We start from the raw sequence: 12,126 nt of genomic DNA on the forward strand, positions 1-12,126 counted from the left end.
CTCCAACGGTGGAAGCCGAGCCAACCACTCCCCGCGTCAACCGGCGCCTGTCCGGTCTGCTCCACGACGCGGGATGGCGACCGGAGGCCCTGGCCCGACGGATCAACGCCGTCCTGGCGGCACGCGGCAACAGCCGCAGAGTCCACGCCAAGACCCCCTACAAGTGGATCTCAGACGGCGCCGTGCCGCACGGCGACATACCCGAGCTCGTCGTCGAGATGCTGTCCACCCAGCTCCAAACCAACCTGGTGTACGCGGATGTCTGGGGTCAGGCCGCGCCACACCCGCAGCCTGCCCTGCCCGCTAACCACGCGATGGATCTACCCTGGGACGGCAACGGACTGTTCAGCCTCGTAGGAGGACCAGTGCCGACCCGTCGAACCATCATCGCCGTCACCGGCGCCGCCCTGACCGCCCCCGCCTGGACCGCGCTGCAGCAGCCCGTCCCGGACCTGGTCGCCGCCGCAGGCGAAGGCGGTCCCGTCAGCCCGCCACTGCTGGACATGATCGACACCGTCGTCGCCCAAGCTCAACAACTCGACGACAACCAGGGTGGCGCCGCACGAGGATTCGTCAACGACCAATTCACCGCCGTCGCCCGGCTCCTACGCCGCGGGTCCTACAACGCCGCAGCCGGCCGCCGCCTGGCCGCTGCCCTGGCACAGCTCGCACAGACCGCCGGATTCATGGCTTTCGACGCAGGCGAAGACGGCGTCGCGCAACGCTGGTATCTCACCGCGCTGCGAGCCGCGCACGCAGCTGCGGAGCCGGGCCTCGCCGCCAGCGTCTTGGCTCTCATGTCCAATCAAGCCGCAGACCGAGGCCACGCCCTCGACGCCCTGCAACTCGCCGCAGCGGCGCAAGAAGCGGCAGCGACCACGCCACCCGCCGTCCGCGCGATGGTCGCCGCCCGCAGCAGCCTCGCCCACGCTGTCGCCGGCGACGTCACCAGCTACTCACGGATGCGCACGAGCACCCTCGAACTCCTCGACGCCAAGCCCGACACGCCGCTTCCCCGATGGGCCTCATACATCGACCGCATCGAACTCGACGCGATCACCGGCCGCGGCCTCGTGGTCCTGGCCGAGCGGGTGCCGACACGACGCAAACAACTGCTCCGCCAAGCCGGCCAGCTACTTCATGCGCGTGCTCACACCAGCCCCACCGAAGCGCCACAACGCTCCGCACTACGACACGGCGCATGGCTCAGCCTTGCCCACAACGCCGCCGGTGACCTGGACCTTGCGGTCAGCACCGCCCGACTCGCTCTCGGCCGTCTACCCGCTGTCAGCTCCGTACGCAGCGTCGCGCTCCTACTCCGACTTCACGACGAACTCGCCCCCGCTGCCCCGCGCTCTCAAGCCGTCCGCGACCTCGTCAACGAGCTACGCACCCTGCCCGCACCGGCAGGGCGAGCCGCACCAAGGTAACCGGCCCGTCCCGAGCTGCTGCCCGCCAGCCACCCCTGCACTGCCGCGCTTCAGCAGACAGCCAGCTTGATGCGGCGGAACCGCACTCGTCACCGTTGGACTCATGCAGGCTCACATCCGGGATCTCAGCACGTCGACCTCGCAGCATGGCGCGGACGGGTCGAAGCGTGTTCTACCAGCCAGCGGATCGTCAGCAGGCTTCGCAATGACCACCACGCGCGGATCACGTCGAGGTCGACGGGGTTGCCGTAGCCGGGAAGGGACTTTGGCCCGACAATCGTAAGCGGCGGTGCACCGTGGCACCCGTGCGGCGCGGATTTCCTGGCGCCTCCGGCATCGACGCTGCCCTACACCGAGGCGCGTTGGCGGCAGGCGAGCAGACAGTCGCGGTGCATGCGAGCGACCTCAACCGTCTCTACCCCGCGGGGAATCGCAACCTTCTGGAATTTACCGGCGACCCCCGGCTACGCGTCAACGAGATGGCTCCGAGGGTCGCGCAGATTACCATGTGATTATGAGTTTCTGTACGGCCCCGGTCCGGGGCCATCGGACCGCCAGCGCAGCTGCGGCCTGCCCTGCGTGTGGCCGCTATGGGTACTCACCGCCCCGGCCCTCCTACCCGCAGCCGGATTACACGCCGCGGAGCGGGGGCGGCGCGAGCAGTGGGGGCGGGTCCATCAGCGGCATAGCGCGACCGCGTTGGTCGCCGAGCACTTCCTCCGTGACTTACACGCCTGCCGAGGTGCGGGCGCTGACTCCCGTTCGCCGCACCGTCGAGTTGCGCGCGCATCAGGATCCAGACCTTTGCGATGTCTTCCTCTGCCACGCGTGGGATGACCGGCGCGGTGCTGCTACGGAGTTGCACAACCTGCTGGTAGCAGAGGGTGTGTCGGTCTGGTTCAGCGAGAAGGACATTGTGCTCGGCCAACCGTTCCTGAGGGAAATCGACAGAGGCCTGGCGAAGTCGCGTACGGGTCTCGTCCTGGTCACCCCTGCGCTACTGAAACGCGTCGACCGCCGGGGCGTCTCTGACAAGGAGCTCTCGGAGCTCCTTGCACGTGACCTCCTAATCCCTGTCGTGCACGAGACGACATACGACGAGCTCCGGAAGGTTAGCCCCTTGCTTGCCTCCCGAAACGGGTTGAACACGGCGGATGATTCGATGGCAGACATTGCCACCAAGATCGCCGAGCTGGTCGCCGTTGAGGACGACCTGACCGCGCCGCTCACATCGACGAACTAGGCGTCCGGCGGCGTGCCCGTGCGTCGCTCCACGTCGCCGGCGCCAAGCCAAAGCACGGGAGTCGGTCGCGCCTGCCCTCAAACTGCGCGAGCCCAGCTGAGAAGTCCACGCGCGGAGGCCGCACAGGTTAAAGATCAAGCTAGTCGATGAGCGAGCCGTACGTAGGCGGAGCGCCACAGCGTTCCCCTGGCCCATCCGCACCTCGTGAACGGTAGTCGCGGGCCTCTGGCATGATCCGCGAGTGCCTGTTGAGCAAGATCAGATTGTCTACGAGCCGTCCGAGCAGATGGTCCTGATTCCCCGCGGTAACACGCGCTACTCGACAGGGATTGCCGTGTTCGACGACACCGTCGATGCATTGCGCCGGTTCGTGCTCGACAGCCTCACGCGTGCAGACAGCGTCGTCGGGGCGCGCAACAGGCACGACGAGGTCGAGTTGCGGCTTCCGGTGGTCCTGGGGCTCGTGCCCCGTCCGGATAACACTCACAACCCGAAGGCGATCTCGGTGGTCGCTCCGCCGGCCCGTGGCGGCTCGGTCATCGACCGGCACATGGGCTTCATGTACGACCACACCCTGCACTGGGTGGGCGAAGGCCTGCAGCGACTCGCTGCCGCCGCCCTGCCTCATCCGATCGGGTGCCACGGCTGGATTCAACTCGACCCCATTGAGGAACCCTACGAACCCGACCATGACGAGGAGTGGGAACCCAACCGCTCCAACCCGGTTTCCCCCGCCGAGGAGCGCCAATTCGGATACCGAATCGGCCGCGTCTACCTGGATCTGCCAGACACCGGGCCACTCCACCAGCTCGTCGATGCATTCGTGGCCGCGCCGGTGCCAGCGGCGATGGGCGTCCCTGCCGAGGACAGCGTCCGCATGGGTCTGATCAAGAAGTTCGGTGAGCTTCTGCATGGCGCTCTCGCCCACAGGCTGGCAACGGGAGGCTGGGGTATCCCGACCGAGAGAAGCCGGACCCAGGACCTGTGGGACGCCGCGGCACTGGCGGATCTCACGGCCTGGGCGGACTTCCGGGGCGTGCCGCATCCTTACGAGGGCATTCGTGCCATCAGCCGATCGACCTGGGGCTTCGAGCGAGCCATTATCACTGACCGGACGGGCCTCGAGATTGGTCAGTACCGGCTACCCGACGGTCCCTTGACGTTGGTCGACGAGCGCACGCGCCCGGATGCCATTGCGGCCCTGCGCGCCCACGGCGTGGACACCTCGCTCCCGGAGGGATTCGAGGAGCTCGACGAGTTCCCGGATGCAACTATCAGGACCGACCGCTTCCGTGACGAACCTGTCGACCGCGAGCGGATCTGGTCCATCCGGCTGGTGCGGGACGGAGTCGACTTTGACGAACTGCCGGAAGCCGGCATTTACGACCCTATTTCCGGCGTACTGATGGTGTACGCCCGACCCCACGTCGGGCCGCTGTCCACCCTGCTCAAGCGGCACGGCGTCAATCCCGCCGAAGTTCGCTGGGCGGCGCCGTCTACCACCACCGTCAGGCACAATCGCCGCTCGGCTGCGTTCCTGGCGGCAGAGATCGGGCCGTTCCGTCCGGTGGTTCGCGACAACTCGGTGTACGACCTGCGAGGCGCCCCCACCCGCGATGACCTGTCGATCGTTCCCGCGTCGTGCAGCCTGATCGGGCGTGCCATCGACCTGGTGCCAGAGGCTCACCGGCCCTGGCTGAACGTACGGGTGAGGCACACCTCGCCGCATGACGCCGGTGCCATCACACTGGAGGCGCAGCGCCGCCTGCTTAGCGGCCTGTTTCGCACCAACGACATCGGTGAGAGCACTCGCCCATGCCGTCTCTGCGGCATGGACGCCCACAGCACACGCTCGGGACTTGCGTACTGCTTCGACTGCTGCATTCTGGCCCGTGACGGCGTACTCAGGGACAACGGAACCGACGGGCCATGGACCGACGCGACGATCTGGGCGCTACGCCGACTCGCCCGGATCGAGTTCTCCGGCCCGCCGTCAAGCGGACAGCTCTCCCGCATCTCACTCACTGATCCGAACCTCGCGGACGAGGCGATGCTCTGCCGGTTCCTCATTCCCCGCACCCAATCACCGGCCGCCCGCCCCGGCCGCAAGCCGCATACCTGGACTGATTGGCTGAAGGAAGCCGGGCTGCTGGTCGGCGCCACCAGGCCGGCGCGCGGCGTCGTCACCGTCGCGACCGACGGACACCTGTGCCGCTCGATGTTCGAACGGCACATCGACGACTTCCTGCACCACAACGGCATTGACCACGAGGTCGAGCCGCACTACCCGCGGCACCATCTGCTGAACACCACGGGCCTGCGTGCCGACTGGCTCCTGACAGACGGAACGTACGTCGAGGCGCTCGGAATGATGGAGCAGGACACCTACGCCGACAAGGTCCAGCGCAAGATCGAACTTGCGAACCTCACCGGCATCCGACTTGTCACGGTTCTGCCAAATGACCTGAACCGCCTGCCTGAGGTTTTCGCCGACTGGACCCCTTCAGCTCGCGCCCTCTCCCTATCCTGACCCTCAGAACAGGATGCTGCGAGCATGCAGTCACCACCCCAGTTCGAAGAGCAACAGGAGAAGACGCCTCACGCGCCTGCCGCCAGTCATCGTGATCGACGGGGGTCACGCCCCGGCCTCGCATTGACGGCTGGGTCGAACGACGTCTGAGCCGTCGAAGACCTCGATCGTGGGGGACGCGGAAACGCCCGAGCCGCAGCACCCGGCTGATCGCCGCCCCTGTCGGCATCATGCCGCTGCAGCAGCGCCCGGGTGAGGTCCTGCACCACGTCGTCATCGCTCGCGGCCGGTCGCCACCGCTCGGTAGCCCGGAAGACGAGCGATCCAGCCTGACGCTTCAAGGATGACTCGGCCCGGACGAACAGCTCGCGTCGCTGCAACGCAGCGCTCAACCCCTTGTGGAGCGTGGCAGCCATGAACGAGAGTTCCGCGTCGAGGCGTACGACGTGCTGGTCGGGTGGTTTCCCAGAACCGCCGCGGCGGGCCGGTGTTTGTGTCCGAAGCCACCGCAGGACCTCCGCCAGCTCCGCAGCAGCATCCCGAGCCGGACCGACTGGCGGGGTGGCGCGAAGCTCTCCGGCCGCGATGGCCGCCTGCCGCCACCCGCCGACCATCTGCAGGTCACCACCGCTGGTCAGGACGTGCACGGCCAGCCCAACTCGAGTCCCGAGCTGCAGGTGAGCGCCGGTGAGCTGGGCCGGGTTGTGCCACATCCAGGTTCGCGCGGCGGCGACAGCCGTAATCGCATCGTCTACGGTGCTGACGCCTGGTACAGGGTTCAGCGGAGACCGAGCAACGTTGAGTTCGCCCAGCGAGGGTTGTCCACGTCCTGCGCCGATGAGTTCCCGGGCAGCCGAGCTCAGCCGACTGCTGGCTGTCCACCTGGCGGCCTCCGCCGCCGGTCGATAGATCTCCGCCAGGTGTCCCTTTCCGCGATCGAGCCATGCGGGGAGAGCGATATCGACCATCACCGCGTGCAGGGTAAGCCTGGCGATGTCGGCGAGGCCGGATTGGACGCCGCCGCTGGCCCGGATGGCGAGGCCTTCCGGTGTGCAGGGGCCTCGTCCGGGTGGTACGTGGCTGGCGAGGATGTCGCCGATCACGCCGACGGCGTCCGCAGCGCGGCGTAGGGAGCGCACAGGTTCGGTGCTGGCTGCGGCGGGAGCGGATGGGAATCTCCGGTCGACGATCGCGGCGGCTCGAAGACCGACGTAGAACTTCGTCAGCGCCTGTCCGCGTCTCGCCAGGATTGCCGCAGCTCCCGCCCGATCGGGCACCTCGGCTGCCGGGCGGCCACCGACGAGCAGCTCAGTCACTCGCGCCAACTGGGTGTAGAGCGCGGACCTGGCCGTGACAGCAGCGTTGATCTCTGCTGCGGTGTTCGCCCGCCGCTGCCCGAGCGCCGCAGTCGCTGCGCTCAGCGCCTCAGACGCCTCCCGGTGCCAGTGGCCGAAACTCATCCCAGCGCCGCCGCCGCACGTCGTAACTGCTGGGCGCCGGCGTCGTGACTGAGCCGTTCAGCCAGCCCGAAGCGATGGTCGCTGGCGCACCGGTCGTGGTAGCACGCGAGTTGCTCGACCATGGACGTCACGGCGAGGCGGGTTTCCGCGTCATCACGGACGGGTGCCGCAGCGTCAACGGTCACGTCCTGTTCCGAGTACAGCCGCGCTCGAACGTCGAGGAGCTCTAGACCGAAGCGGTCCCAAGCGAGGTCTCTACCAGCCAGCTGCCGCCAGGCTTCACATGCCAGATACATCGCCCCGGCTGCGACGAGATCGTCGGGTTCGCCGCGAAGGCTCACGCTGAGCTCCTTCGCCGCCTCGACGTACGTCAGGACGTCACCTTGGTTCGAAGTCTGCAAAGTGGTTCACCCGCTCCGATTCGTTCTTGTCGTGATCTCACTGGGGCCGTCAGGTCTATCGTTCGAAGGTAGTCAGGCGGTGGCCGCGAGCAGGTCTGGAAGGAGCTCTCGCAGCAGGGCGTATGTGGTCGGCGTGAGGTCCTCCGGCACCTCGGCCTCGCGGGCGCGCATCAGCTCCCCCAGCAGATTGCGTAGTTCCGCGGCGTGTCCCTCGGCGTGAGCAGCCCGCATGATGTCTCGCCAGGGCCCGTCGTCAGCGCGGTCTGGGTCGGCCAGCCACGCCTGCTGTACGGCCCACCGAGCTCCGGTCGTGTCCCCCGCATCGAGGTACAGCTCGGCGAGGTCGTGGGCGGTGTCCACCACCGCAGACATGATGTGCCCGGGATAGATGTCGGACTCGGGCAGCCAGGTGAAGGGATTCCGGGCTCCAACGGCGTACGCCCGGTCAGCACCGTCGAGCGGCGCTCCGCGTACCAGCTCCAGCGCGGCGCGCAGATCCTTGACCCCGGCCGGGCCGCGGCTCTGGCCCCTGCTGCGGAGACGGCGGAACAGGTGCCAGTCCAGTAGGTAGCCCGGCTCAAGTCGGTACAGCCGATCGGATCCCATCTCGGGCAGCCAGGCGGTGCCGTCCTGTCTCTCCCCCAGCCATCGCCGGGCCCGCGTGATGGCCACGCGGCGGCTGGCGTCCTTGACCTGCTGCTCGGGCCACAGCGCGTCGGTGAGCTGCTCGGCGGATGCTCCGCGAGCGCCGCGCTGGGCGAGGTAGACGATGAGCTCCGCGTGGAAGCGACGGCGCTGAGCAGGCGCCGGGCCCGGTGCGTCGACATCCACCGGGCCGAGCACGCTGATACGGGGACGAGCACCGTCCTGCTCACGCCAGGCCCGTAGGTCCGAATCGAGTTCGGGGTCGGACTGGCGGCGGCGCTGCCGGATCGCCGCGTTGACCTCTCGCCGTGGCCCGGCGTAACCCGCGTGGCCGCTGTCGATCCGAGGGACAGAGACGATGGGACCTGGTGGCGCCGACGCGTCAGAGAGGCTCCGCTCATCGTTCTCGGGTGCCTGCGATATCGCGGGTTCGGCAACAGCGGCCGCGGTTAGAAGTTCAAGCACTGAGCCGGCGGCGTCGGTGCCCTCGGCCCAGTCCTCCGGCTCGGCGGCCGGCGGGGTCGGCTCGTCCGTGGCGCTCCGGGCCTGCGCCATGATCTCGACGAGCGGTTCCAGCTCGCGTACGGGTAAGCCCGCCGCAGCTCCCTCGACGGAGAAGAACGGCAGTGCGAGCTGCAGCATCCCGTCCTCGTCGATGACGGCCGTGTTCGGGCCGGTTGCCGCGTGGACCCTGGTGGTACTGGCGACCGCGACGGCGCACCGGCCAGCATCCCGTAGCTCTTTGCCGAACTCGTCGAGCAGATCGAGGTCGTCGGCATCCGGATCGGCGACGAGCAGCACCTGGGGCGCCCAGGCCTCGCCGTTGTCGGAGATACGGCCCGCAAGTGCGTCCGCTGCTCCGGAGGCGGAAAGGGCGGCGGCCACGGCGGCGGCTCGCCGTCGGAGGCGAGTGACGGCCTCACTGACGGACGAGGCTGCCCGCACCCGGTCCGGGTTGAGCGCGACCAGAAGTTCAGCCTCGTACGCCGGGAAGCCGGTGACGATGATCTCGACGTCGTCGGACCATGCGTTGCAAGCCAGCTCGCAGGCGAGGTAACGCAGCAGCGCCTGGGTGCGCTCGCTGTCGCCAGCGATGGCGAGGCTGCCCAGGCGTTCGAGGTCGAGCAGGAGGTGCCGGCCCGGCTGGGACCCGACAGCGACGAGGGCGGGCAGCGGCGCGAGTTGCTCGGTGACGGCTGGCACGGAGGCGTCCCCGGGCAGGGTCCAGTGCCCCCGGTCGTCGATCCACGGAGCCGGCGGCTGGGCGCCTGGCGTGGTGAGCACGACGGTGACGCTCTGGTCGACGATCCAGGCTGCGGCGATGTCCGGCAGGGGTTGCTCGCGTTCGGCCAGCGCTGCGGCGAGGCTGCGCAGGGCAAGGTCGAGCCGGTCGACATCGGCAGGTTGCTCGGCGACCCGCAGCGCGCGTTCCGTCGCCCCACTGCGGGGATGCGGTATTCGGCGACCGGACCGACGGTGCTGGCGCTGACGGGTTCGCCGACGTACAACGGCGGCGAGCAGCAGCGCGGAGAGCAGACCTGCGCCGGCGAGCGACCCCAAGAGGATTCCCTCGTTGACTTCGCCTTCCTCTACTGGCTGCGTGCGTCCCTGTTCTGCCTCAGCGGTGGTCGGCTCATCGGTGGGACGTGCCGTCGCTGTCCGTTCGTCGGCAGGTGAGCTGGCCGAGGCTGAGGGTGTAGCCGTAGCAGTCGGGGGGCTTGTGGGAGCGACGGCCGGCGACGAGCTCGCGTCTCCTCGCCTCGCACCGGATGCATCCGCAGGACTGCCGGTGGCTGCCCTTGGACGGGGATCGGCCGACGTGCTGTCAGCTTCCGAAGCGGGCGGGCTCGGCCGAGCATGGTCGCCATTCACGACCAGACCCTGAGCCCGCTCGACGGGGCCGCGATCGCGAGCCTCCTTGGGCAGCAGAATCCGCCATCCGGGCTCGATGTGGTCGGGGAAGCGGGCGTCACGCCTTTTGAGTTGCGGGTTGAGGTCGGCGATCTCGACGTAGCGGTCGGCGTCCCCAAGGAAGCGCTGTGCTACACCCGACAGCCAGTCACCGCGTGCGACCAAATAGCTAATCGGACCAGTAGTTGCAGCGGGTGCGGCCTGCGTCGACGTGATGGTGGCGGTCGGAGCGGTGGCCCGCGGGATCCGCAGAGTCCACCCGGCGTAGACCCGGGTGTTACCGGGTTGGAGGCTGCGCCCGTCTGGTTGCGGCAACCCGTGGTTCGCCTCGGCCAGGCGCTGCCACGAGACGTGGTAGCGCTCGGCGATGGCCAGCAGACTCTCTCCGCGCTCCACCGGGTGCTCGAGGTAGTTCTCTGCCGTCGCCGTCTGGGTCGGCGCGGGGCTCGGCTGTGCAGTCCCCTCGGCAGCCGTTGCGAGTCCGACCGTCACGGGTTGCACGATGGCGGCGGGGGCGGCAGCCGATGCCAGGGCCGGCGCAGCGAAACCACCGAGGATGGCAGCCACCAGCACGGCGGCGGCTCGCTGTTGGAGGCGCATGCCGGGAACCTGGGCGATGTGGCGCGGAATACGTCCCTTCCGGCGGCCCTGTACCTGCGCGGCGGCCTCCGCGACGACGGCGACGAGGAAGGTGATCCAGGCCCACGCGGCCAGGGCGGTGGCCACCCAGCCGACCAGCGACAGGGCCCACAGGAACAGGTCTCCGTCGTCACGCGTGCCGAGTGCATGCCAGACCTGACTGACCGCGGCGCCCGGGTCGTCGGTGAGGGTGGCGAACCAGCCGCCGAGCTCGGCAAGGGGATTGCCGGCGGCCCAGAGCAGCAGAATCGGCAGAGCAGCGATCAGGACAACCAGGACGAGAGCACCGAGGGCGGTGAGGGCCTGTTGGCCGCGGCCGGCGGTGAGTGCGGTGCGTGCCACGGTTGCTCCTTTGCGAGCTGCTACTGGGCGATCAGGTTCGCGGTCGCCCGGCCGGTCACCGTCGTGCCGCCGCCCCCGCCGAACAGGTCGAGCAGGATCGGGTTGTAGGTGACGGTGACGGTGACCGTGAGCTGTTGGGGGTTGTTGACGCGGACGCTGCCGGTGACCCCGTCGAGATCGTCGAGGTACGCCTGCACGGCGGAGGCGGCCCGCGAGGGGTCGATCTCCTTCGCGCCGCCATCTATGGCCTGTCCGGCCTTGATTGCTTGCCCGCCCGCACGGGCAGCCTCCGCGGCGATGTTGTCCGCGCGCTGGTAGGCGCGTACCTTGGCGCCGCCGTCGACTATGAGGCCGATCAGGGCGAGGAAGGCGGGTGCGAGGACGGCGAACCAGATCGTGACCCGGCCGTCATCGTCGCTCAGCCGGCGGATGGCGACTTTCATGATCTTCCCCGGTATGTGTCCAACGGGCTGGTGAAGGATGCGCTGATCGGCACCGTGCCGGGCATGCCGGGCAGTGCGACGTCGGAGAAGGTCGCACGGCACCTCAGGGTGGCGGTGACGGTGGCGGGTTGCCCGACGGGGACGTCGAAGCCTGCGGTGGAGACCGTGACGTTCAAGCTGGTGCAGCTCAGCCCCTGGGCCTCGAGCGTGGCGCGGGCGGCCCCCTGCGCCTGCGCGTTCGCCTCTCTTGAAGTGCGTGCCAAGGACGCGGTGCGTGCAGCGTCGTAGGCCGCCGCTTCCAGCGCCTGACGGGCGAGGTTGACCCGGCCAGCGATGACAGCGCCGGCGAACAGCGCCAGGATGGCGGGCGCGACGACTGCCATCTCGATGGATGCCGACCCGCGTTCCCGGCGGTTCCGTCGCCTGCTCATGGTGCGGTCGGCCGTTCTACGGGGCCGTGCGCGGATCTGCTGATAGTCCACCTGAAGCCGGGAAGCACGGTGATCGCCCGGCCGGTGACGGTGACACGCACCTCCGTTGCCGTACGGGTGACGACGACCTGCCGGTTCTCCAGGCCGGCTCCGGCGGTGGACAGGAAGTTGAGGGCTCGACTCTCGCCGGCTGCAGCGGTGGACTGGTAGCCACGGGCGCCGTTGACGCCCTGGGTGGCGGCAGCCAGCGCGATGGACTGGGCGAAGAACACCAACCCGGTCTGCACGACGGCGAAGGTCAGCAGGAGCATCGGCAGCGCGATGATGGCGAACTCCACCGGCGAGCTGCCACGGTCGCGAAGGCAGGGGTGTATCCGCCCGCGCCCGGCCGGGCGCGGGCGGATGAGGGGCGCTCTCATGGTCACGGCTGGGTGGGGATGAGTGCGACCCAGCCGTTGGCGACGGCGACGATCGCCCCGGCGACGACAACGGCACCGGCGACGAGGATCGCGGTGATGACGGCGGTGCCGACGGGGCTGTCGCCTCGCTCGGCCTCAGCCGGCGTGGTCAGGTTCTGCCAGCGGGCTGCCAGGTGGGCGAGGAGTGCGTGGATGGTGTGCATGGCGGTTCCCTCCGTGAGTGGGTTGTGGC

At 68.9% G+C, this 12,126-nt stretch carries 10 protein-coding genes and 1 pseudogene; 4 read left to right on the forward strand and 7 right to left on the reverse strand.

Annotated features, from left to right (window positions below):
- Positions 1-8 precede the first annotated feature (8 nt).
- The 4 genes and pseudogenes from ABZ671_RS17370 (at position 9) to ABZ671_RS17385 (ending at position 5,203) form a co-directional block, all read left to right on the forward strand.
- Complete coding sequence (locus ABZ671_RS17370; protein WP_357858434.1) at positions 9-1,430, forward strand: hypothetical protein; 1,422 nt, start codon at positions 9-11, stop codon at positions 1,428-1,430.
- A 323-nt stretch (positions 1,431-1,753) separates the two neighbouring features.
- Positions 1,754-1,942 (forward strand): annotated as a pseudogene (locus tag ABZ671_RS17375) (DNA-processing protein DprA); the annotation flags it as partial.
- A gap of 209 nt (positions 1,943-2,151) precedes the next feature.
- Positions 2,152-2,673 (forward strand): toll/interleukin-1 receptor domain-containing protein, encoded by a 522-nt coding sequence (locus tag ABZ671_RS17380; RefSeq protein ID WP_357858437.1) that lies wholly within the window; start codon positions 2,152-2,154, stop codon positions 2,671-2,673.
- Positions 2,674-2,914: 241 nt separating this feature from the next.
- Entirely contained in the window at positions 2,915-5,203 is a 2,289-nt protein-coding gene (locus ABZ671_RS17385) for a hypothetical protein (RefSeq protein ID WP_357858440.1), read from the forward strand.
- Between the two features lie 86 nt (positions 5,204-5,289).
- Here the strand turns inward: ABZ671_RS17385 and ABZ671_RS17390 are convergent, their stop codons facing one another.
- The 7 genes from ABZ671_RS17390 to ABZ671_RS17420 form a co-directional block, all read right to left on the reverse strand.
- Positions 5,290-6,306, reverse strand: a complete 1,017-nt coding sequence (locus ABZ671_RS17390) for a hypothetical protein (RefSeq protein ID WP_357858442.1) — start codon at positions 6,304-6,306, stop codon at positions 5,290-5,292.
- A gap of 353 nt (positions 6,307-6,659) precedes the next feature.
- Entirely contained in the window at positions 6,660-7,004 is a 345-nt protein-coding gene (locus ABZ671_RS17395) for a hypothetical protein (RefSeq protein WP_357858445.1), read from the reverse strand.
- 132 nt (positions 7,005-7,136) lie between these two features.
- On the reverse strand, positions 7,137-10,601 hold the full coding sequence (locus tag ABZ671_RS17400) for a LysM peptidoglycan-binding domain-containing protein (protein WP_357858448.1): 3,465 nt from the start codon (positions 10,599-10,601) through the stop codon (positions 7,137-7,139).
- A 20-nt stretch (positions 10,602-10,621) separates the two neighbouring features.
- Positions 10,622-11,044 (reverse strand): TadE/TadG family type IV pilus assembly protein, encoded by a 423-nt coding sequence (locus tag ABZ671_RS17405; protein ID WP_357858451.1) that lies wholly within the window; start codon positions 11,042-11,044, stop codon positions 10,622-10,624.
- A complete protein-coding gene (locus tag ABZ671_RS17410) occupies positions 11,041-11,475 on the reverse strand; it encodes a TadE family protein (RefSeq protein ID WP_357858454.1) in 435 nt (144 codons plus the stop codon). The genes ABZ671_RS17405 and ABZ671_RS17410 overlap by 4 nt, the downstream gene beginning before the upstream one ends.
- Complete coding sequence (locus ABZ671_RS17415; RefSeq protein WP_357858457.1) at positions 11,472-11,813, reverse strand: TadE family protein; 342 nt, start codon at positions 11,811-11,813, stop codon at positions 11,472-11,474. The genes ABZ671_RS17410 and ABZ671_RS17415 overlap by 4 nt, the downstream gene beginning before the upstream one ends.
- Positions 11,814-11,896: 83 nt before the next feature.
- On the reverse strand, positions 11,897-12,097 hold the full coding sequence (locus ABZ671_RS17420) for a hypothetical protein (protein WP_357858460.1): 201 nt from the start codon (positions 12,095-12,097) through the stop codon (positions 11,897-11,899).
- Positions 12,098-12,126: the final 29 nt, after the last annotated feature.

Source organism: Micromonospora sp. NPDC006766, assembly GCF_040636055.1.
Classification (GTDB): domain Bacteria; phylum Actinomycetota; class Actinomycetes; order Mycobacteriales; family Micromonosporaceae; genus Micromonospora.